Origin of the sequence: Buttiauxella brennerae ATCC 51605 (assembly GCF_001654925.1) — a bacterium.
Taxonomy (GTDB): domain Bacteria; phylum Pseudomonadota; class Gammaproteobacteria; order Enterobacterales; family Enterobacteriaceae; genus Buttiauxella; species Buttiauxella brennerae.
Map to the genome: position 1 here is coordinate 40,202 of NZ_LXER01000029.1, position 21,317 is coordinate 61,518.

The 21,317-nt window shown below is 51.0% G+C and carries 19 protein-coding genes, 1 pseudogene and 1 other annotated feature; of the genes and pseudogenes, 7 read left to right on the plus strand and 13 right to left on the minus strand.

Translation table 11 applies throughout. From position 1 onward, the window contains the following. Window positions 1-119 precede the first annotated feature (119 nt). Window positions 120-689: an acetate uptake transporter gene (gene satP, locus M975_RS15765; RefSeq protein ID WP_064560874.1), complete on the plus strand. Its 570-nt coding sequence runs from the start codon at window positions 120-122 to the stop codon at window positions 687-689. Window positions 690-744: 55 nt separating this feature from the next. On the opposite strand, the gene M975_RS15770 is transcribed toward satP, so the two are convergent. The 3 genes from M975_RS15770 to tal all read right to left on the minus strand — a co-directional run bounded on the left by M975_RS15770 (window position 745) and on the right by tal (window position 3,847). After that, window positions 745-2,070 (minus strand): MFS transporter, encoded by a 1,326-nt coding sequence (locus M975_RS15770; protein WP_064561076.1) that lies wholly within the window; start codon window positions 2,068-2,070, stop codon window positions 745-747. A gap of 125 nt (window positions 2,071-2,195) precedes the next feature. Further along, window positions 2,196-2,783, minus strand: coding sequence for a molybdopterin adenylyltransferase (gene mog / locus M975_RS15775; protein ID WP_064560875.1), 588 nt, complete (start codon window positions 2,781-2,783; stop codon window positions 2,196-2,198). Between the two features lie 110 nt (window positions 2,784-2,893). Continuing rightward, complete coding sequence (tal, locus tag M975_RS15780) at window positions 2,894-3,847, minus strand: transaldolase (protein WP_064560876.1); 954 nt, start codon at window positions 3,845-3,847, stop codon at window positions 2,894-2,896. Window positions 3,848-4,063: 216 nt separating this feature from the next. Between tal and M975_RS15785 the strand changes: the two genes are divergently transcribed. Together M975_RS15785 and yaaA are read left to right on the plus strand one after the other, a co-directional pair. Next, on the plus strand, window positions 4,064-5,509 hold the full coding sequence (locus tag M975_RS15785; RefSeq protein WP_064560877.1) for an alanine/glycine:cation symporter family protein: 1,446 nt from the start codon (window positions 4,064-4,066) through the stop codon (window positions 5,507-5,509). A 69-nt stretch (window positions 5,510-5,578) separates the two neighbouring features. Further along, window positions 5,579-6,352, plus strand: a complete 774-nt coding sequence (gene yaaA / locus M975_RS15790; protein ID WP_064560878.1) for a peroxide stress protein YaaA — start codon at window positions 5,579-5,581, stop codon at window positions 6,350-6,352. A 32-nt stretch (window positions 6,353-6,384) separates the two neighbouring features. Here the strand turns inward: yaaA and M975_RS15795 are convergent, their stop codons facing one another. After that, entirely contained in the window at window positions 6,385-6,693 is a 309-nt protein-coding gene (locus M975_RS15795; RefSeq protein WP_064560879.1) for a DUF2502 domain-containing protein, read from the minus strand. A gap of 215 nt (window positions 6,694-6,908) precedes the next feature. Between M975_RS15795 and M975_RS15800 the strand changes: the two genes are divergently transcribed. The 3 genes from M975_RS15800 (at window position 6,909) to M975_RS15810 (ending at window position 10,462) form a co-directional block, all read left to right on the plus strand. Continuing rightward, the gene (locus M975_RS15800; RefSeq protein WP_064560880.1) at window positions 6,909-7,889 is read left to right on the plus strand and encodes a GlxA family transcriptional regulator; all 981 of its coding nucleotides are present in this window, start codon (window positions 6,909-6,911) and stop codon (window positions 7,887-7,889) included. A gap of 78 nt (window positions 7,890-7,967) precedes the next feature. Beyond that, on the plus strand, window positions 7,968-8,978 hold the full coding sequence (gap, locus tag M975_RS15805; protein WP_064560881.1) for a type I glyceraldehyde-3-phosphate dehydrogenase: 1,011 nt from the start codon (window positions 7,968-7,970) through the stop codon (window positions 8,976-8,978). A gap of 143 nt (window positions 8,979-9,121) precedes the next feature. Continuing rightward, entirely contained in the window at window positions 9,122-10,462 is a 1,341-nt protein-coding gene (locus tag M975_RS15810; RefSeq protein WP_083967908.1) for an AppA family phytase/histidine-type acid phosphatase, read from the plus strand. Window positions 10,463-10,588: 126 nt separating this feature from the next. Here the strand turns inward: M975_RS15810 and thrC are convergent, their stop codons facing one another. From thrC to yjjY, 6 genes and pseudogenes are all read right to left on the minus strand, one after another. Continuing rightward, the gene (gene thrC / locus M975_RS15815) at window positions 10,589-11,875 is read right to left on the minus strand and encodes a threonine synthase (RefSeq protein WP_064560882.1); all 1,287 of its coding nucleotides are present in this window, start codon (window positions 11,873-11,875) and stop codon (window positions 10,589-10,591) included. 3 nt (window positions 11,876-11,878) lie between these two features. After that, complete coding sequence (thrB, locus tag M975_RS15820) at window positions 11,879-12,808, minus strand: homoserine kinase (RefSeq protein WP_064560883.1); 930 nt, start codon at window positions 12,806-12,808, stop codon at window positions 11,879-11,881. A 1-nt stretch (window position 12,809) separates the two neighbouring features. After that, window positions 12,810-15,272, minus strand: coding sequence for a bifunctional aspartate kinase/homoserine dehydrogenase I (gene thrA / locus M975_RS15825; RefSeq protein ID WP_064560884.1), 2,463 nt, complete (start codon window positions 15,270-15,272; stop codon window positions 12,810-12,812). A 26-nt stretch (window positions 15,273-15,298) separates the two neighbouring features. Continuing rightward, window positions 15,299-15,416: a sequence feature (Thr leader region), on the minus strand. Next, on the minus strand, window positions 15,355-15,423 hold the full coding sequence (thrL, locus tag M975_RS23010) for a thr operon leader peptide (RefSeq protein ID WP_072009468.1): 69 nt from the start codon (window positions 15,421-15,423) through the stop codon (window positions 15,355-15,357). It overlaps the preceding feature by 62 nt. A gap of 157 nt (window positions 15,424-15,580) precedes the next feature. Then, complete coding sequence (locus M975_RS15830) at window positions 15,581-16,309, minus strand: tRNA/rRNA methyltransferase (protein WP_064560885.1); 729 nt, start codon at window positions 16,307-16,309, stop codon at window positions 15,581-15,583. A 403-nt stretch (window positions 16,310-16,712) separates the two neighbouring features. After that, window positions 16,713-16,854 (minus strand): annotated as a pseudogene (yjjY, locus tag M975_RS23015) (YjjY family protein). 96 nt (window positions 16,855-16,950) lie between these two features. Between yjjY and arcA the strand changes: the two are divergent. Continuing rightward, a complete protein-coding gene (gene arcA, locus M975_RS15835; RefSeq protein WP_034459438.1) occupies window positions 16,951-17,667 on the plus strand; it encodes a two-component system response regulator ArcA in 717 nt (238 codons plus the stop codon). A gap of 69 nt (window positions 17,668-17,736) precedes the next feature. Here arcA and creD read toward each other — a convergent pair whose 3' ends face one another. From creD to creB, 3 genes are all read right to left on the minus strand, one after another. Continuing rightward, the gene (gene creD, locus M975_RS15840) at window positions 17,737-19,095 is read right to left on the minus strand and encodes a cell envelope integrity protein CreD (protein ID WP_064560886.1); all 1,359 of its coding nucleotides are present in this window, start codon (window positions 19,093-19,095) and stop codon (window positions 17,737-17,739) included. An 87-nt stretch (window positions 19,096-19,182) separates the two neighbouring features. Beyond that, window positions 19,183-20,610, minus strand: coding sequence for a two-component system sensor histidine kinase CreC (creC, locus tag M975_RS15845; RefSeq protein ID WP_064560887.1), 1,428 nt, complete (start codon window positions 20,608-20,610; stop codon window positions 19,183-19,185). Beyond that, window positions 20,610-21,305, minus strand: a complete 696-nt coding sequence (gene creB / locus M975_RS15850) for a two-component system response regulator CreB (RefSeq protein WP_064560888.1) — start codon at window positions 21,303-21,305, stop codon at window positions 20,610-20,612. Before creB ends, creC begins: the two co-directional genes overlap by 1 nt. Window positions 21,306-21,317 lie beyond the last annotated feature (12 nt).

A 21,317-nucleotide genomic window follows, 5' to 3' on the forward strand; every position in this document is an offset into this window, starting at 1 on the left:
ACACCTGTTTAGATCATGGACTCAAGCCCTACACCTGATTATGATGCCGCGCCCCGCTGCCCTTTAGCAGTTGTGTGGCGACGACATATAATCATTTTTTGACGAATTTTAGAGGAACTATGGGCAACACTAAGTTGGCTAATCCAGCTCCCCTGGGCTTGATGGGCTTCGGCATGACCACCATTCTGCTCAATCTGCATAACACCGGCATCTTCCCTTTTGATGTCAACATCCTTGCAATGGGCATTTTCTACGGTGGTATCGCACAAATTTTTGCCGGCCTGTTAGAATTTAAGAAAGGTAATACTTTCGGCCTGACAGCTTTCGTTTCTTATGGCTCTTTCTGGCTGACTCTGGTCGCCATTCTGATCATGCCTAAGATGGGTCTTGCAGATGCTGCGAACGCACACTTCCTCGGTGCGTACCTCGGTTTGTGGGGCGTATTCACACTGTTCATGTTCTTCGGCACCCTGGCTTCTGCGCCACGCATGCTGCAGTTCGTGTTTGGTAGCTTGACCGTACTGTTTGCCCTGCTGGCTATTGGCCACCTGGTAGATAACGAAAGCATCGTTCGCGTTGCGGGTTGGATTGGCCTGGTTTGTGGTGCAAGCGCCATTTATCTGGCAATGGGCGAAGTGCTCAATGAGCAGTTTGGCCGTACCGTGCTGCCAATTGGTGAAAAACACTAATTCCTGCACTCACGTGTAAGAAAACAAAAACGCGGAGGCTAGCCTCCGCGTTTTTTTATGAATGTTGCAGCGGCCTTTCAACCACCTTCCCTTCATGCGTTAAATCATTTCGTAGCCAAATACCCAGCCCCAATCCCACCATTGCCAGAGCCAGCACGTACCAGGCCGGAGCCATCGGTGACACCGCCGAAAGCATGGTGACGAAAATGGGCGTCAGGCCGCCGAAAATGGCATACGACATATTGTATGAGAATGAAATCCCACTAAAGCGCACTTCTGCCGGGAAAGCTCTGACCATCACATACGGCACTGCACCAACCACACCCACGCTTAAACCCACCAGGCCATACAAGAAGAACAAATATTCAGGATGGCTTGCGGTGAGGTGATAGAACATCCAGCTACACACCGCCAACATCAGGCTACCCACGATAAAGGTTTTGCTGGCACCCACGCGATCGATAACCAGGCCCGCTAAAATACAGCCGATACACAGCATCACGATGGCGATGCTGTTGGCCTGAAGCGTTAATGCGGGTGCGATACCCAACTGTTTTTGCAGCCAGGTTGGTGCCATCAAAATAACGACCACAATTCCTGCCGACAGCAACCAGGTCAGCAGCATCGAAACCACGACAGCTTTTTTGTGGTTCACAATGACGGATTTCAATGGCAACTCTTCTGCCAGGGCTTTGCGTTGCTGCATCTCAAGGAAGATGGGGGTCTCTTGCAGCCAGCGGCGCAAATACATTGCCACCAGACCGAAAATCCCACCGAGGAAGAACGGTATACGCCAGCCGCCATCGTGAATTGCCTGCTGGGTCATCGAGGTATTAATAATGGTCGCGACAACGGAACCCAACAAAATACCGGCAGTTAAGCCAGCCGTTAGCGTGCCACACGCGATACCGATACGTTTATAGGGAACGTGTTCTGCCACGAATACCCAGGCGCCGGGCACTTCACCACCGATTGCCGCCCCCTGAAGAACGCGCATCAGCAGCAATAAAACGGGTGCCGCGATGCCCAGCGTTTCGTAGGTCGGCAACATCCCGATCGCCAGCGTCGGTAACGCCATCAGCAATATGCTCAGCGTGAACATCTTTTTACGGCCAACCAGGTCGCCGAAGTGCGCCATGATTATCCCGCCCAGCGGGCGTGCCAGATAACCTGCGGCAAAGATGCCGAAAGTTTGTAGCTGGCGAAGCCACTCAGGAATATCCGCCGGGAAGAAAAGTGCGCCAACGACGGTGGCGAAGAAGACAAAAATGATGAAGTCGTAGAATTCGAGTGCGCCGCCCAGCGCGGCAAGGGTCAGGGTTTTGTAATCCTGACGATTCAGAGGTCTTGTGCGTTGTGTTGAATGTAATTGTTGTGACATAAGAACCTGCGCATAAAAAAGAGTGTGGTTATTAGTTTCCATTTTGCTGTAAAGCAAGACTTACTATACCCAACCCCACTCTACACGCCATACCCACTACATTTTATGTCACAAACAACGTTGTTTCAGGAGTTTATTTCGCGGATTGCACTCTTCGGGCGAAAAGCTGCTACTACACGGCCATCTGTTTCAACGTACGGCCCATCCAGCAACTGTATACAATACGGTACACTTGCAAAGATACCTGGCACAACTACCTTACCTTCCGCATCTTTAACACCTTCGAGCGTTTCCTGAATTGACTTCGGCTGACCTGGCAAATTCAGGATCAACGCCTGCTTGCGAATCACCCCCACCTGGCGCGAAAGAATCGCCGTCGGCACAAAGTGCAGGCTTATCTGGCGCATCTGCTCGCCAAAGCCAGGCATCACACGGTCAGCAATCGCAAGCGTTGCATCGGGAGTGACATCACGACGCGCCGGGCCTGTACCGCCAGTGGTTAACACCAGATGGCACGCCATTTCATCCACCAGCTCACACAGCGCCTGTTCAATAAGCGGTTGTTCGTCAGGGATTAAGCGCGTTTCAATCTGGAAAGGAGTTGTGATGGTGCGCTCCAGCCAGTCAACGAGCGCCGGAATGCCTTTATCTTGGTATACACCGCTCGAAGCGCGGTCAGAGATGGAAACTAAGCCAATGCGTAAGGTATTCATATCATTCCTGGAGAGTCAAAACTTAACGGAATGATACACGGTGGAGGGAGTAGCAGACAGAGGTGAAACACTAAAAAGCGTGGCCGGAGAGAGCCAGCCACGCGTAATGATTACAGCAGGTCGCCGATCATTTTTTCCAGTTTTTCCTGGTCGATAGCAAACTTACGGATGCCGTCAGCCAGTTTATCAACTGCCATTGGATCCTGGTTGTGGCTCCACAGGAACTGGGATTCAGTCATACGCTCTGGGCGTGCTTTCACTTCACCCGTGTAAGACAGTTTACGCTCAACCGTACCTTCGCTTTCAGCCAGCTCTTTCAGCAGAGCAGGTGCGATGGTCAGACGGTCACAGCCAGCCAATTCGATGATTTCGCCCAGGTTACGGAAGCTTGCGCCCATAACCACGGTTTCATAGCCGTGTTCTTTGTAGTACTGGTAGATTTCAGAAACAGAAACCACACCTGGATCTTCATTCGGTGCGTACTCTTTCTTATCAGTGTTGGTTTTGTACCAGTCGAGGATACGGCCTACGAATGGAGAAATCAGGAACACACCCGCTTCAGCACAAGCACGAGCCTGAGCGAAGGAGAACAGCAGAGTCAGGTTACAGTTGATGCCATCTTTTTCCAGCTGCTCAGCAGCACGGATGCCCTGCCAGGTAGAAGCCAGTTTGATCAGGATACGGTCGTTGCTGATGCCCGCATCGTTATACATTTTGATCAGACGTTTTGCTTTAGTGATGCTGGCATCGGTGTCATAAGACAGACGCGCATCAACTTCAGTAGAAATACGACCTGGGATCAGTTTGAGAATTTCCAGACCAATATTCACCGCCAGCTTGTCAGTTGCATCCACAACTTGTTGTGCATGGTCGCTGCTCTGCTCACGTGCCCACGCAATCGCATCATCAATCAGTTTGCGGTATTCAGGAATCTGCGCAGCATTGAGGATCAGCGATGGGTTAGTGGTGGCATCTTGCGGTTGATACAGCTTCATTGCCGCAATATCCCCGGTGTCCGCAACAACTGTGGTTAGCTGACGCAGGGAGGTCAATTTATCCGTCATGATAGTGTTTCTCGTTAGATGTAACTTGTTAGGGGGATGTAACCGGTCTGGCTTGATGATATCACGACGCAAATCAGGTGCAACCGCAGTAACACATCGGTAAGAACTGAACGCGGAACTGATATATTCTGTGTATTATTCGCCTGCAATCTAAAGGAGCATGCGCGTCAGTTGCGCATTGGCTGTGCCCGCAACGCATGCAAACGAGGGATGTTAATGACAGATTTTTTTCTGTTTATCAATGAGATACTCTGGGGTTCAGTCCTCATCTATTTATTAGTCGGCGCCGGTCTTTGGTTTACCTGGCGATGCGGCTTTGTGCAATTCCGCTACCTGACTCAAATCCGCAGTATCGTTTTATCGAATAAAAGCGGTGATTCTTCCGGACTTTCCTCATTTCAGGCACTTTGTACCAGCCTTGCCGCACGCGTAGGCAGCGGTAACCTTTCCGGTGTCGCTCTCGCCCTGACCCTCGGCGGCCCAGGGGCTATTTTCTGGATGTGGGTGGTTGCCATGCTGGGTATGGCGACATCTTTCGCCGAATGTACCCTCGCCCAACTTTATAAAACTCGCGATAGCGAAGGCAATTATCGTGGCGGCCCCGCCTGGTACATGGAACGCGGCCTTGGAATGCGCTGGATGGGCGTGATGTTCTCCCTCTTCCTGATGGTTGCCTTTGGTTTGATCTTCAACGCGGTGCAAGCGAACTCCATCGCCAACGCCATGAATAACGCGTTCGACATCCCTAAAACCTGGGTTGGCATCGGCCTTGTGGTCTTAACCGCCGGTGTTATTTGGGGGGGAATGCGTGGCACCGCGCGCGTCGCCCAATGGTTAGTTCCGATTATGGCGCTTCTTTGGGTGCTGATGAGCCTTATCGTCATGGCGATGAATATCGAACGTTTACCCGAAGTGGTTTCCCTGGTGTTCAAAAGTGCATTTGGCTGGCAAGAAGCGGCATCAGGCGCCCTGGGATTCACCATCAGCCAGGCCATTACCACTGGTTTTCAGCGCGGAATGTTTTCTAACGAAGCAGGCATGGGCTCTTCACCCAACGCTGCAGCGGCAGCCGCCACTTGGCCACCGCACCCGGCATCACAAGGGCTGGTGCAAATGTTTGGCGTGTTTATCGATACGATTATCATATGCTCAGCCACTGCCGGGATTATTCTGTTCTCAGGGATTCTGGATACGCCACACCCGGAAATGAATGGTATCACCCTCGTACAACAAGCACTTAGCAGCGTCGTTGGCGGATGGGGAACCGGGTTCATTGCGTTGATTGTGTTGTTGTTTGCCTTCACATCCATCGTCGCCAATTATGCGTATGCAGAAAATAACTTGTTGTTCCTGCAACAAAAAAGCCCATTCGCCCTGGTTTTATTCCGTTGCCTGGCACTGGTGATGGTGATGTTTGGTACGCTGTCACCGTTGCCGCTGGTCTGGCAGATGGCCGATGTCGCGATGGCGTTTATGGCAGTCACCAACCTTACCGCGATATTGCTTTTATCGCCGATTGCCCACGATTTAAGTGCAGATTACCTGCGCCAGTTGCGGCTCGGTGTGACACCGGTTTTCGATCCGAACCGTTTCCCTGAGCTTAAAGGGCAGCTGGCACCCGGCATTTGGGACAACCCAAAGCCGCCTGAAACCAAACGCTAATCGCAACCATTGGCAGATACTTTCAGTAAATTTGCTAAAGTAGTGGGCATTAATCGGCAAGGAACAGATATGCTAATTCTAATTTCACCTGCAAAAACACTGGATTATCAAAGCGATCTCCCTACCGATCGTTATACCCAACCTGAGCTGCTGGATTATTCACAGCAGCTCATTGCGGTGGCGCGCAAGCTAAGCGCCCCGCAAATTGGTTCACTTATGCACATCAGCGACAAACTGGCGTCCCTGAACGAAACCCGTTTTCACGAATGGCAGCCTGACTTCACGCCACAAAATGCGCGCCAGGCAATTCTGGCGTTTAAAGGCGATGTGTATACAGGGTTGCAAGCTGAAGAGTTTAGCGACGCGGATTTCGAGTTCGCACAGCAGCATTTGCGGATGCTTTCCGGGCTGTATGGCGTGTTACGCCCGCTAGATCTGATGCAACCGTATCGTCTGGAAATGGGTATTAAGCTTGAGAACCCGAAAGGCAAAGATCTGTATCATTTCTGGGGTGACACCATCACCGAGAAACTGAACCAGGCGCTGGCGGCACAAGGGGATAATATCGTTATTAACCTGGCCTCCGACGAATACTACAAATCGGTCAAACCTAAAAAACTTAATGCCGAGATTATTAAGCCGGTGTTCCTTGATGAGAAGAACGGCAAATTTAAAGTCATTAGCTTCTATGCCAAGAAAGCGCGTGGCCTGATGAGCCGCTACATCATTGAAAACCGCCTGACTAAATCTGAGCAACTCACGGGCTTTAACACCGATGGCTATTTCTTCGATGAAACAACGTCGAGTAAGAATGAATTAGTGTTTAAACGCCACGAGCAGTAAAACAAAACGCCAGCGCAATGCTGGCGTTTTGTTTAGTGATGTTTGTATTGCCCGTAGTGATTGCCGTTGTCGTGATGGTCTTTATCATGGTGATCGTTGTCATGGTGATCATCATGATGGCGATCGTCATGATCATGCGGATGCCATCTGTTATCACGCCACTCATAGTGATCGTTCCACCAGCCATGGTCACGCCAGTTACCGCCATCCCAATAGTTACCACGGCTATCCTGATCGCCAATTTGCAGCTTCACTGCCGGAATCAGCGTAATTTCTGAAGCCTGTGCAGCCAGCGGAGCCACGACCAGAATCGACAAGGCCAGAATAATTGATTTCAACATAAGTTACTCCTTACTGCATTCGTGCCCGTTATGGGTTACTGAAGCCAGCATATGCCGAACAATACCGCCTTGTTATTCTCTGCAATCCTAATCTCTCATCGCCCGCATTTTATGGGAATTCCTACATTTTCCCTCCTTCTTTCCTGCATATTTCCTCCATGATTCAGACACACACCCACCTTGACTTATTTTGTTAAAAGCGTACTTTTCAGGACATGAAAACCTTTCTGATTATTGTTCCGGATGGCGGAGTACTGTTCGAAGCTGCCGGGATTGCCGACATACTGATGCAAGCCAACCGCTTACAGGCGGAAGGCTTGTCTCAACCTCGCTACCAGATAAGACTTGCGACCACTCAGCCTCATCAGGTGATCCACGGTCAATCCGGGCTGAACTTGCTGGCCGACCATCGCCTGCACGAACTTGATCCTTATGAACCCCGGGATACCATTATGATCACGGGAAGAGGATCAGATGAGTTAGAAGGTACCGCGGTGGTCGATTGGTTAAAGCTTGCCGCACCTCACGCTCAGCGCATTGTTTCCATTTGCGGCGGGGCAATGTTGTTGGCGCAGGCTGGGTTACTTAACGGCCGTCGTGCGACAACCCACTGGCATCTACTCGAAAAAATGCAATCCACTTACCCGCACGTCAAAGTCGAAAGTGGTCCGCTCTATCTTCAGGATGGCCCTATCTGGACTTCCGGCGGCGTAAGCTCAGGTTTTGATCTGACCCTCGCACTGGTCGAAGAAGATTATGGCTTTACGCTTGCTCGCGACGTGGCGCAGGATCTGGTGATGTATCTGCGTCGTCCCGGCGGGCAGATGCAATTCAGTCGATACCACCTCCAGCAAAGCGACATCTCCGGTCCGATAGGTCAACTGCAAAACTGGCTTCTTGAAAACCTATCCGCCGATTTGTCGGTTGAGAAACTGGCTGACCGGGTCGCGATGAGTCCTCGTAACTTCACGCGTGTTTTCAGCAAAGAAACGGGCATCACACCCGCGCGCTATGTTGAAGAAGCCCGCCTTGCTGCTGCCCGACATTGCCTTGAGCAAACGCGGGAAACGCTCGAGCAGATTGCGAGTAAAGTGGGCTTCGGCAATACCATCACTTTGCGCCGCGCCTTCGAGCGTCAACTACACCTCACACCGGGCGAATACCGTGAGCGTTTTCATTGCCGAAAAATGGCGTGAATTGATCCTTTTTTGTCATTTACGCCACTTTGCCTGAAGCCTACAGTGATTCCAGACATTTCAAAGAAGGAGTCAATCATGGTTAAGGTCGGTATTAATGGTTTCGGCAGAATTGGTCGTAACGTATTACGCGCCACGCTGGGCAATGCAGACGTAGAAATTGTAGCAATCAACGATCTGACAGACAGCAAAACCCTTGCTCACTTGTTGAAACACGATTCACTGATGGGAAGATTGCCTGTTCCGGTTGAAGCGGCTGACGGGCATTTGCAGGTGGACGGCAAACTTGTTCGCGTGTTTAGCGAAAGAGATCCGGCCAATATCCCGTGGCGTGATGTGGGCGTCGATATTGTTATTGAGGCCACGGGTTTCTTTACCAGTCGCGAGCAGGCCGCAGTACACATCAATAGCGGCGGAGCAAAACGCGTCATCATCTCGGCACCTGGTAAAGATGACGACCTGACGATAGTGATGGGCGTTAACCACCAGCAGTACGATCCGGAACGCCATTATGTCGTGAGCAATGGCAGCTGTACCACTAACGGCCTTGCACCTGCCGCACAGGTTTTGCATCAGCAGTTTGGTATTGAACACGGTTTGATGAACACGACTCATGCTTACACCAACAGCCAGGCGTTGCACGATCAGCCGGAAAAAGACCTGCGTGGTGCGCGAGCTGCCGCCCTCTCCATTGTTCCTTACTCCAGCGGCGCGGCAAAAGCGTTAGGCAAAGTCATTCCTGAACTGGACGGACGCCTGACCGGTTACTCATTGCGAGTACCTGTACCCGTCGTTTCTATCGTTGATTTAACGGTAACCTTAAAACGCCCGGTCACCGTAGCGCAGGTGAATGCAGCATTCCTGGAAGCAGCAACAAACGGCCCGCTAAAAGGTATTTTGGGCTACAGCGATGAACCGCTGGTATCGAGTGATTATCAGGGTGATCCACGTTCTTCTATCATCGACGGGCTTTCGACGCTGGTGATTGGCGGTAATCTGGTCAAGATACTGGCCTGGTACGATAACGAATGGGGCTTCTCTAACCGCCTGGTCGACCTTGCAGCAATGATGGCTAAACGCGGGATCTAAAAATGTTCCCGCAAGCCCTTTGAAGATCCACGCACCTGCGTGGATTTTTTTCACAGACAAAACAACAACGAGACGAACTCGACGTTACCGCTTTGCTTCTGGAGTATATTCATCAGACTCCCCCCAAAGCAAAGAGGCTGTAAATGACGATCTCTGCGTTTAACCACAAAAAACTGACGCTTCACCCTGGTCTGTTCGTAGCACTGAGCGCCATATTTTCATTAGGCTCTACGGCATATGCCAATGACACTCCCGCTTCAGGCTACCAGGTTGAAAAAGTGGTTATCCTCAGCCGCCACGGTGTGCGAGCACCCACCAAAATGACACAGACCATGCGCGACGTAACGCCTAATACCTGGCCCGAATGGCCAGTAAAACTGGGTTATATCACGCCACGCGGTGAGCATCTGATTAGCCTGATGGGCGGGTTTTATCGCGAGAAGTTTCAACAACAGGGCATTTTATCGCAGGGCAGTTGCCCTACACCAAACTCAATTTATGTCTGGGCAGACGTTGATCAGCGCACGCTTAAAACAGGCGAAGCTTTCCTGGCAGGGCTTGCTCCGCAATGTGGTTTAACTATTCACCACCAGCAGAATCTTGAAAAAGCCGATCCGCTGTTCCATCCGGTGAAAGCGGGAACCTGTTCAATGGATAAAACTCAAATCCAGCAGGCCGTTGAAAAAGAAGCTCAAACGCCCATTGAGAATCTGAACCAGCACTATATTCCCTCTCTGGCCTTGATGAACACGGCCCTCAACTTTTCGACGTCTGCCTGGTGCCAGAAACACAGCGCCGATAAAAGCTGTGATTTAGCGCAATCCATGCCGAGCAAGCTGTCGATAAAAGATAATGGCAACAAAGTCGCTCTCGACGGGGCCATTGGCCTTTCGTCTACGCTTGCTGAAATTTTCCTGCTGGAATATGCGCAAGGGATGCCGCAAGCGGCGTGGGGGAATATTCATTCGAAGCAAGAGTGGGCGTCGCTACTGAAGCTGCATAACGCCCAGTTTGATTTGATGGCGCGCACACCTTACATCGCCACACATAACGGAACGCCGTTATTGCAGACCATCAGCCACGCGCTGGAGCCGAAAGCCGACGTAAGCAAACTGCCTGATATCTCACCTGACAATAAGATCCTGTTTATTGCCGGGCACGATACCAATATTGCCAATATCGCAGGCATGCTCAACATGCGCTGGACGCTACCAGGGCAACCCGATAATACCCCTCCGGGCGGAGCTTTAGTCTTTGAGCGCCTGGCCGATAAGTCAGGGAAACAATACGTTAGCGTGAGCATGGTATATCAGACTCTCGAGCAGTTGCGATCCCAAACACCACTTAGCCTTAATCAACCTGCAGGAAGCGTTCAGCTAAAAATTCCTGGCTGTAACGACCAGACGGCTGAAGGATACTGCCCACTGTCGACGTTCACACGCGTGGTTAGCCAAAGCGTGGAACCCGGCTGTCAGCTACAGTAAATATCCGACGAAAAAAATGCCGCTCGCGATTAAGCGAACGGCATTACTTTATGGTTTCGTCGGTCGGATTAGCACGGCGACAGCCGACAAACCTATGCAACTATCGTTGTCAGCAATCCGAAAAACTTACGCTTTGTTCATCATCAATTCGCGCAGCGCGGCAAAATCGGCTGGCAGATTATGGGAAAGCAGCGGTAAATCAGCACGCTCGGCAAGTTCTGCAGGCAGCGGCAGAGTTTCGCCCAGAATCTCTTCCACGCTCTCTTTAAACTTAGCTGGATGCGCTGTTCCCAGGAACAGGCCGTATTCGCCCGGCTGAAGCTGGTCACGCAGCGCACGGTAAGCAATGGCAGCATGCGGCTCAGAAACATAACCCACTGCTTTCAGCTCTTGCATGGTGGCTTTGGTGGTTTCGTCAGTCACGGTCGCATAACCCAGGTCGGTCAAACGCCAGGTCTTACGGCGGAACAACTCTTCCACGCGCGGCCAGTTGTTCGGCTGGCTCACATCCATGGCATTAGAAAGCGTAGCCACGGTGGTTTTCGGGGTCCACTGACCGTTAGCTAAGAAGCGTGGAACGGTGTCGTTGGCATTGGTCGCCGCAATAAAGCGTTTGATAGGCAGACCGAGTGATTTCGCCAGCAGCCCCGCCGTCAAATCCCCGAAGTTACCGCTTGGTACGGAAACCACTAACTGGTTACGCGCTTCCTGAGGCAGTTGAGCAACCGCTTCAAAGTAATAGCAAATCTGCGCCAGCAAACGGCTGATGTTGATGGAGTTGGCAGAGTTTAACCCCAGCGCCACTTTCAGCTCTTCATCATCAAACGCTTGTTTCACCAGCGCCTGGCAGGCATCAAAATCACCGTCAATGGCGACAGTTTCAATGTTACCGCCGAGCGTGCAGAACAGTTTTTCCTGCAGCGGGCTGATTTTGCCACGCGGGTACAAAATCACCACGCGCACATTTTTCAAACCATAAAACGCATGCGCTACCGCAGCACCGGTGTCACCGGAAGTGGCGGTCAGGATAGTGACAGGCTTGTCGCCGCTGATATGGGTGAGCATCTGCGCCATAAAACGGCCGCCGAAATCTTTAAATGCCAGCGTCGGGCCATGGAACAGCTCAAGGCAGCCGATGTCCGGCTCAACACTTTTCACCGGAGCCGGGAAGGCAAACGCTGCGCGAACACGCGCTTCCAGCACTTCTTGCGGGATCTCATCACCGATAAAAGCAGACAGAATTTTGCTGCTGCGGGTGACAAAGTCCATCTTCAACATTTCGTCGACTTCAGTCAGTTCGAATTCCGGCAAATCATGTGGGAAAAACAGCCCCTGCTGCTTACCCAACCCCTGCACAATCGCCTGGGCAAAAGTGACCTGCTCGTTATGATCTTTAAGGTTATACAGTTTCATGCGTTATCCCAAAACTCGTGCGCCCGCCGTATCCAGACGGCAAATATGTACAAAACCTTCCTGGTTCTGCAAATAGTGTTGGCTGAGCCAGTCAGCCACGCGTTGTGCGGTATCAGTGTTATCGCACAGCGCAAAGAGAGTTGGGCCGGAACCCGAAATACCACTCGCCAGAGCACCAATATCCGCTGCGGCCTGGCGTGCTTCGTTAAAGCGCGGCAGCAATTTAGCGCGGTACGGCTCGGCAATCACATCACGCATTAGTTTTGCCGCAAGCTGTGGCTGGCGGGTATGACATGCGTGAATAAAGCCCGCCAGATGACGACCGTGGCTGATGCAATCCTGGCGGCGGTACTGCGCAGGCAAGATTGCGCGAGCTTCAGCGGTAGAGACTTTAATCCCCGGATACGCCAGCACCCACAACCACTCATCAAAACCCGGAACAGACTGGCTGATGATGCCATTTTCTTCAATCATCAACTGCATGCCGCCAAGGAAACACGGTGCGACGTTGTCATAATGAACGCTGCCCGAAATGCGCCCTTCCAGCTCGCCCATCAGGCTCAACAAACGGTTGTCGCTCAACGGCTTGCCGCAGTATTCGTTCATCGCCATTAAACCTGCGACCACGGAACACGCGCTGGAACCCAGACCGGAACCAATCGGCATGCTTTTTTCCAGTGTCATCTTCACCGGAATGTTTTTGCCGATTTCCTGGCAGAAGCGTTCCCAGCACTGATACACGATATTTTCACGTGGTTCGTCTGGCAACTTACTGGCAAAGCGGCCGATGTTATTCAAACTAAAGGTGTCTGCCGCTTCAACAGTCACATAATCCCCGAGCAGCGAGCCATCAATCGGCGAAACTGCCGCGCCCAGCACATCAAACCCGACGCTCATATTGGCACTGGAAGCCGGGGCGTATACTTTAACCATCTTAAACTCCTAACTTCCATGACAAAGTGCGCAATAAGTCGGCGAAAACACCGGCAGCAGTAACATCATTTCCTGCTCCGTAACCACGCAGGACGAGGGGTAACGGCTGATAGTAATGGCTATAAAACGCCAGCGCGTTTTCACCATTTTTAACTTTATACAATGGGTCGTTGCCATCCACGGCATCAATTTTAACTTTACAGCTACCGTCAGCCTCGATGACGCCAACATAGCGCAGCACTTTGCCTTCGTCGCGGGCTTTTGCCACACGCGCGGAAAACTCATCATCGAGTTGCGGCAAGCGCGCCATAAACGACTCGACATCACCTGTAGAATCAAACGATTCCGGTAATACTGGCTCAATGATGATATCCGAAAGCTCAAAATTACTGCCGGTTTCACGCGCCAGAATTAACAGCTTACGCGCCACATCCATACCTGAAAGATCATCGCGCGGATCGGGTTCGGTATACCCCATTTCACGGGCAACGTTGGTGGCTTCTGAAAGGCTCATGCCTTCGTCCAGTTTGCCAAAAATAAATGACAGGGAGCCGGAAAGCACGCCAGAGAAACGCTGTAACTCGTCACCCGCATTCAGCAGGTTTTGCAGGTTTTCGATAACCGGCAAACCCGCACCGACGTTGGTGTCATAAAGGAACTTACGGCGGGATTTTGCCGCCGCATTACGCATCTGATGGTAGTAATTCATGGTGGAAGTGTTCGCCTTTTTATTCGGCGTCACCACGTGGAAACCTTCACCAAGGAAATCTGCATACTGGTCAGCAACCGCCTGGCTGGAGGTACAGTCAACAATGACGGGGTTGAGCAAGTGATACTCTTTTACCAGACGAATCAGGCGGCCAAGGTTGAACGGCTCTTTTGCCTGAGCCAGCTCTTCCTGCCAGTTATCCAGATTCAGGCCGTGAATATTGGTCAGTAGCGCTTTCGAGTTCGCAATGCCGCACACGCGCAGGTCAATATGCTTCTGCTTCAGCCACGCCTGCTGGCGCTTAACCTGTTCAACCAGTGCTGCACCCACGCCACCCACACCAATCAGGAACACTTCGATAACCTGGTCGGTATTAAACAGCATCTGGTGCGTGACGCGCACACCTGTGGTGGCATCATCGTTGCTGACAACAACCGAAATGGAACGCTCTGAAGAGCCCTGTGCAATCGCCACAATGTTGATGTTGGCGCGCGCAAGGGCGGCAAAGAACTTGGCGGAAATGCCACGCAGAGTACGCATGCCATCACCCACTACGGAGATGATTGCCAGGTGCTCCATGATAGCCATCGGCTCAAGCAAACCCTCTTTCAGCTCAAGGTAAAACTCATCTTCCATCGCACGGCGAGCACGGGCACAGTCACCCTGCGGCACGCAGAAGCTGATGCTGTATTCAGACGATGACTGAGTAATCAGCACCACAGAAATGCCCGCGCGAGACATCGCGGCGAACACGCGAGCTGCCATGCCAACCATGCCTTTCATGCCAGGACCGGACACGTTAAACATCGCCATGTTATTCAGGTTAGTAATGCCCTTAACCGGCAAGCCGTCTTCATCGCTTTCCGCGCCAATTAAGGTGCCTGGCGCTTGCGGGTTACCGGTGTTTTTAATCAGGCAAGGGATTTGGAACTGTGCGATAGGGGTAATGGTACGAGGATGAAGGACTTTAGCACCGAAGTAAGAAAGCTCCATGGCCTCCTGATACGACATTGATTTCAGCAGCCTGGCGTCGGGTACCTGGCGCGGGTCGCAAGTATAAACCCCATCAACATCAGTCCAGATTTCGCAACAGTCTGCACGTAAACAGGCAGCCAGCACGGCAGCGGAATAGTCAGAACCATTGCGGCCCAGAACGACCAACTCACCCTTTTCGTTACCGGCAGTAAAGCCTGCCATCAGGATCATATGGTCAGCCGGAATGCGGCTGGCGGCGATACGGCGAGTGGACTCAGTAATATCAACGGTGGACTCAAGGTAATGCCCAACAGCAAGCAGCTTCTCGACCGGATTAATCACGGTGACGTTGTGGCCGCGAGCTTTCAACAGTTCAGCCATGATAGCGATAGAGAGCTTTTCACCCCGGCAGATGATGGCCGCGTTGATGCTGTCCGGGCATTGCCCCAGCAGGCTGATACCATGCAGAATGTGCTTCAGCTGCGCAAACTCTTGCTCAACAAAGGTTTTGAGCTGTGCCGCCGGGAAACCAGGTTGCGCCTTCGCAAGGCCGTTGAGGAGATCGCTAAAAATACGCTCGGAGTCACTGATATTCGGTGCAGCATCCTGGCCGCCAATGGTTTTTTCAATCATGGCAACGAGGTGATTGGTAATTTTCGCCGGGGCAGACAGCACGGTGGCGACCTGCCCCTGTTTGGCATTGCTTTCCAGGATATCGGCAACACGCAGAAAACGCTCTGCATTTGCCACTGAAGTACCACCGAATTTCAACACTCGCATTTGTTATTACCCTTGAGTTTTTAGTCCAAAAAAAAGCCCGCACTGTTTAGGTGCGGGCTTTTTTCGTTTTTCCTGGTATGCGTCAGCCCGCACCGTTACCTGTGGTAATGGTGGTTGTAATAATTGTGGTCATCGGGCTGATACGAATCATGGATGTTGTGTGCTCGTAATATGATTTACCTATATTGACTAAAGTATCCGAGGGTTTAAGTCAATTTATTTTTAATTTTACCACTGTTAGTGACACAGCTTCTGAACACTGATTAACCATCAAAAACCACGATCATTACGCTGAAAAAATGGGGGAATCACACCCCATCCTCACTGCCTTTAACGCGGTTATTAGCATTATTATCTGGCAGTTTTTTTTCAATATCATGAAGCAGACGATGCAACATTGCCGTATCGCGCTGAGCTAACAGGCCAAGACGCTGTTGTAACCAGTCGACCATTTTTTGGTCGCCTTTCGCCTCAACACGTTCAAGCAAGGTTGTGATGCGAGAACGCAGTGCATTTAACTGTTTAGCATCCACCACATCATGTTCCGGCGCAGGAAGCTGCATAAGCGCGGAGAGTTGGTAGCTATAAACCATTACCGCCTGGCCAAGATTCAACGATGGGTAATCAGCAACCATTGGCACGCCGGTTAAAACGTCTGCCAGTTCCAGCTCTTCATTGGTCAGCCCGGAATCTTCACGGCCAAATACCAGCGCTGCGGTGCCGACCCAGCTACGTTTTTCTTCCAGCAGGGGAACCAGTTGCTGCGGAGTGGCGTAGTAATGGAATTTCGCGCGGCTACGGGCGGTTGTCGCAATAGTAAAATCGACGTCATGTAAGGCTTGCGCCAGCGTATTGAAATGCTGCGCATTATCCAGCACGTCACCGGAACCATGTGCCACCCAGCGAGCTTCAGGTTGGCGGTCGGCTTCGCTGTCAACAACGCGTAATTCCGTAAACCCCATGGTCTTCATGGCACGGGCTGCAGCACCTACATTTTCAGCTCTGGCCGGTGCGACCAAAATAATTATAAAACGCATTAAAACTCTCTTTCGAAAAAGTGTCCAATATCGGATATTCACAAGATCCAAATGATAATACGCATCAAAAATTTACATTAAGGTAACATTTACCTATAGAATGTATGAAATGCGAATCATAAGCACCCTGAATACATATTGGTGGTTTGACCAGCTAGCAACGAAGCGATACATTCATATAATCTATTGTTTTAATAGATAAAAACAGACAAAAAGCATCATCAGCAATCAGATTTACGTTCTTTACTAATCAATTGCCGTAACTATATTGATTATTAAAAAAATGTGACGGAAGATTGCAAAACGCTGCGATGATTTCATCAAACTGTTAACGTGCTACAATTGAATTTGATATATGTCAACGAAGCGTAGTTTTATCAGATGTCTAAAGCGGTCCTGCCTGTTATGTTGCTGTTAAAATGGTTAGGATAACAATCGTTTTTGACACCGTCGGGTCCAGAGGGAAAAGTACCCACGACCAAGCTAATGATGTTGTTGACGTTGATGGAAAGTGCATCAAGAACGCAATTACGTACTTTAGTCATGTTACGCCAGACATGTTAATTTATGGCATGTATTAGGCAGGTCAGGGACTTTTGTACTTCCTGTTTTGATTTAGTTGGCAATTTTAGGTAGCAAACATGCAGACCCCGCACATTCTTATCGTCGAAGACGAATTAGTAACACGCAACACGTTAAAGAGCATTTTTGAAGCTGAAGGTTATGATGTTTTTGAAGCGACTGATGGCGCTGAAATGCATCAAATCCTTTCTGATAATGACATTAACCTGGTCATTATGGATATCAACCTGCCGGGTAAAAATGGCCTGCTGCTGGCACGTGAGCTACGCGAGCAAGCCAATGTGGCACTGATGTTCCTGACAGGTCGCGACAACGAAGTGGATAAAATCCTTGGCCTTGAAATCGGCGCAGATGATTACATCACTAAGCCATTCAACCCACGTGAATTAACCATCCGTGCGCGTAACCTATTGTCTCGTACCATGAATCTGGGTGCAATCAGCGAAGAACGTCGTTCCGTTGAAAGCTACAAATTCAATGGCTGGGAACTGGATATCAACAGCCGCTCATTGGTCAGCCCAAATGGTGAGCAGTACAAGTTGCCGCGTAGCGAATTCCGCGCCATGCTGCACTTCTGTGAAAACCCAGGGAAAATTCAGTCCCGCGCTGAATTGCTGAAGAAAATGACAGGCCGTGAGCTGAAGCCACACGATCGTACTGTTGACGTCACAATTCGTCGTATTCGTAAGCACTTCGAATCGACCCCTGATACACCTGAAATCATCGCTACGATCCACGGCGAAGGTTATCGCTTCTGCGGCGATTTACAGGAATAACCTGTAATCAAACATGATTGTTAAAGGGCGGATTTTTATCCGCCCTTTTCTTTTTCCCCGGCTAACCGACTACTTCCATAACCGAAACCTTTCTGAATCGTTCCGCGTATCACCTGCGGCGGCTGTCTGGGCTTTTCTGCCCATGCCATACCAGTCAATATTGCGCGTCAGCAGCATAATGGCGGACAGCGATACAAACAGCACCCCAGTACCTAACAGCAAAGCGCTATCTTCGGACTGAAGAAGCAGCCAGAGCACCGCATCGAGCACCAATAGCCCCATCGTGAACATCACACTCGCTTTCCCGCTTTTCAGTACCGCTTTGAGATAAAAACCGTTAATCCCTGCGCAGACCAGACTTGCCAGCAGCCACGCCGCGTTAAAGCCGGTGTGTTCCGACACCGCCAATAGAACCAGATAGAACATCACCAGTGACAGGCCCACCAGTAAGTACTGCATCGGATGAACACGTAAACCGGTCAGCGTCTCCAGCAGGAAGAAGCTCATAAAGGTTAACCCAATCAGCAAGATGGCATACTTTACGGCACGGTCTGTCAATTGATACTGGTCGACAGGGTTCGCTACAGTGACGCTAAAAGCAGGTAAATGGTCAACATCAATTAACTGACCATCATAGAAATGGGTATTCAGATTGTTGGCAAACCAGGTACTTTGCCAGTTGGCGCTAAACCCGCTTTCGTTCACCGTGCGCTGTTGCGGCAGGAAATCGCCAATAAAATTAGGGTGTGGCCAGTTACTGGTCAGGCTGAACTGGCTATTACGCCCAATCGGCACAACGGCGAGCTGTTTAGTCCCCATCAAATCCAGGTTAAAACGCAGGGTTAGTTTCTCATCCTTAAGCCGTTCAACAGGGAGAATGGCATGTAGCCCCTGCTCGATTCCAGGCAGATGACTGCCAGGTTCAATCGGATATGACTTACCGTTGATCGCAAGCTCACCCACTTTACCGATACCGCGAGAATCCCCTACTGCCAGCACGATATACGGTTCCCCAAACTGAGTGTTTTGGTCCGTGTCGTTTTCGAGTTGCTGGCGATTAAACGTAGCATCAAGCGTAATGGCAGTGCGCCAGATTTGCCCTTCATAAATACCAATGCGGCGTGGTTCAACGGTTTGCTTTCCCACAATATTTAAATTTTCTGGCAGGTAATAGCGGATAAACCGGCGCTCTTTTTTAACCTCTTTTTTGTCTTCTATTACGGTCGTCAGCTCCGTTACGGGAATGGCAATCAGCGGGCCAGTCAGGGTTTGCGGCCCGCTGGTGCTCTGACGCAGAGATTGTTCAACATCATCCCGGTAGCTACTGCGTTCGTTAATTAACGAACTGAGCATATTTAACGGAATCAACAGCACAACCATACATCCCAATAAAGTCATCACTTTCCAGAACAACGCAGATTTAAACATAATCCCCTCCATTTTTGATTTTGAGAGGATAGAGTGGTTGTGTGGGGGCTAAATGAAGTTGTGTGAAGGGAGAGTGAAGTGCCGCAATTATTTACCCGCTAACGCCAGCCGTGCCTGCGTGCCGCCTTCCGGGCGGTTTTCAAGAGTGATGCTGCCGCGATGGAGGCGTGCCACTTCCTGAACAAACGCCAGGCCTAAGCCACTGCTTTTCTGGCCATTACTGCGCGGCAAAGAGTAAAAACGCTCGAACACACGGTCTTGCGCGTAATCCGGGATGCCACTTCCGGTATCCGAAACAGTGATAACACTCTGCCCGCCGTAGTGCTCAACGCCCAACACAATCTCACCACCCGGCGGGGTAAAGTCGAGTGCGTTATCCAGCAAGTTCCCAACCGCTTGTTCCAGTAAGGCGGCATCACCTTCAACCACGGTGTCTACATCTAAACGTTCATCGACTCTTAAGGTTATTTGTTTGCCAGCGGCGACAACTTCGCGGCTATCGTAGAGCGCCGAAAATAGCGCCGGCAAACTGACTGCCTTGGGCGTAATTTCAGCACGGCTTTCTAATTTAGCCTGGCGTAATAAATTGTCGACGAGCTGTTGCATGCGCAGGTTTTGCTGAAGAATATTGGCTGAGAATTTCTCGACAACTTCCGGCGGAGGCCCTTCGCGCAGAATTTCTGCCGCACCACGCACTGCCGCCATCGGGCTTTTCAACTCATGGGTCAAAGCGTGAACGTACTGTTCAATATATGCCTTGCCTTCGAGTTTCAGGCGCATACTTTCAAGTGCTGAAGCCAGCTTACGCAATTCACTGCTGCCAGGTTCAGGCAGTGGTAATGGGTGCTGCGTCGTGACTGAATCTGCGTAACGCACCAGCTTCCCGATAGCCCGGTTAATCCATAGCACAAATCCCAAACCAATCAACAATGCGATGCCAAGTAATGCCACCCCAGCCCACAGAATGCGTCGCTCACTGCGGCGTATCACCGGGTCCATTGCACTGTTTGGCTTGCCAACACTCAACACACCAATGATATTTTGCCCATCACGCACGGGTGCAGCGACATACATCACGGTGCTTTCAGGGTTGTTGGCGTTTATCGGCGTGCTGCGAGCACCATACTTCCCCTGCAACGTCAGCCAGACATCGTTCCAGCGCGAGTAATCCTCACCAGTCGCATTTCCACTGGAATCAAACAAAACGATGCCTTTTACATCTGTCAGATAGACGCGGTATTCATTTTTGGATTTGGTAATGCCGCTGATATTGGCCTTGAAGGTGTGCTGACTAAGACGGGAAAAGGCTTGCGCGAGCTGGCCATGCTGCGTATTTCCCGCCAGCATGTCGGCTCGGGCAAATTCGGCAAGCAGTGTGGCGGTATCAATTAGCGTGCCCTCCGTTGCGCGTCGAACGCCAGGTTTCACTTCCTGTAAAAAAATCGACAGCACAAACCAGGCCGCAATTGCCACAATCAAAAAATAGCCCAGCAGCAGGCGCATCCCGATGCGCATTAATTCACTCCAAGGCTATAACCTAAGCCACGGTGCGTATTGATCGGTGAAAGATCGGGGTTGATCGCTCGCAGTTTGGCACGCAGCGTTTTAATGTGTGTATCGACCGTGCGATCAAAACTCTCTTCGGCGGTACTCCACACCAGATCCATCAACTGTTGACGGGAGAACACCCGGCCAGGCCATTGTAAAAAAGTCTTCAGTAACAGGTACTCGTAACGCGTAAGCAGCAAGGGTTGCTGGCACCAGGAGATCTGCGCGGCCATTTCATTGAACTCAAAAAGCCCAATCCGCTGGGTGTTTGCGGCTAAACTCTGGCGTTGTTTTTGCAGGCGACGCAACACGGTGCGAACCCGCGCACACACCTCACGTGGGGAAAACGGTTTAGCGATGTAATCATCAGCACCCATTTCCAGGCCAATCAGCCTGTCGACCTCTTCGCTACGCGCCGTAAGAAATAACAACGGTAGCTCCGGGTAGTCAGACAGCAGGCGGCGGCATAACTCGAAGCCATTAATATCTGGCAGGCCAATATCCAGAATAGCCAGATCCGGACGCTCAGAACGTGCAGCCTCCAGCACGGGCAAGCCGCGTTCGAAGGCTCGCACGCTAAACCCCTCTTGCTGTAACGTATAAATCAACGTATCGGCAATGCTGGTTTCGTCTTCAACTAACCAGATAGTGGCCTGGTTCATCGCATATTCCCT

Coding starts and splice junctions, on each gene's coding strand:
- satP (WP_064560874.1), top strand. CDS start 120: ATGGGCAACACTAAGTTGGCTAATCCAGCTCCCCTGGGCTTGATGGGC.
- M975_RS15770 (WP_064561076.1), bottom strand. CDS start 2,070: ATGTCACAACAATTACATTCAACACAACGCACAAGACCTCTGAATCGT.
- mog (WP_064560875.1), bottom strand. CDS start 2,783: ATGAATACCTTACGCATTGGCTTAGTTTCCATCTCTGACCGCGCTTCG.
- tal (WP_064560876.1), bottom strand. CDS start 3,847: ATGACGGATAAATTGACCTCCCTGCGTCAGCTAACCACAGTTGTTGCG.
- M975_RS15785 (WP_064560877.1), top strand. CDS start 4,064: ATGACAGATTTTTTTCTGTTTATCAATGAGATACTCTGGGGTTCAGTC.
- yaaA (WP_064560878.1), top strand. CDS start 5,579: ATGCTAATTCTAATTTCACCTGCAAAAACACTGGATTATCAAAGCGAT.
- M975_RS15795 (WP_064560879.1), bottom strand. CDS start 6,693: ATGTTGAAATCAATTATTCTGGCCTTGTCGATTCTGGTCGTGGCTCCG.
- M975_RS15800 (WP_064560880.1), top strand. CDS start 6,909: ATGAAAACCTTTCTGATTATTGTTCCGGATGGCGGAGTACTGTTCGAA.
- gap (WP_064560881.1), top strand. CDS start 7,968: ATGGTTAAGGTCGGTATTAATGGTTTCGGCAGAATTGGTCGTAACGTA.
- M975_RS15810 (WP_083967908.1), top strand. CDS start 9,122: ATGACGATCTCTGCGTTTAACCACAAAAAACTGACGCTTCACCCTGGT.
- thrC (WP_064560882.1), bottom strand. CDS start 11,875: ATGAAACTGTATAACCTTAAAGATCATAACGAGCAGGTCACTTTTGCC.
- thrB (WP_064560883.1), bottom strand. CDS start 12,808: ATGGTTAAAGTATACGCCCCGGCTTCCAGTGCCAATATGAGCGTCGGG.
- thrA (WP_064560884.1), bottom strand. CDS start 15,272: ATGCGAGTGTTGAAATTCGGTGGTACTTCAGTGGCAAATGCAGAGCGT.
- M975_RS15830 (WP_064560885.1), bottom strand. CDS start 16,309: ATGCGTTTTATAATTATTTTGGTCGCACCGGCCAGAGCTGAAAATGTA.
- arcA (WP_034459438.1), top strand. CDS start 16,951: ATGCAGACCCCGCACATTCTTATCGTCGAAGACGAATTAGTAACACGC.
- creD (WP_064560886.1), bottom strand. CDS start 19,095: ATGTTTAAATCTGCGTTGTTCTGGAAAGTGATGACTTTATTGGGATGT.
- creC (WP_064560887.1), bottom strand. CDS start 20,610: ATGCGCATCGGGATGCGCCTGCTGCTGGGCTATTTTTTGATTGTGGCA.
- creB (WP_064560888.1), bottom strand. CDS start 21,305: ATGAACCAGGCCACTATCTGGTTAGTTGAAGACGAAACCAGCATTGCC.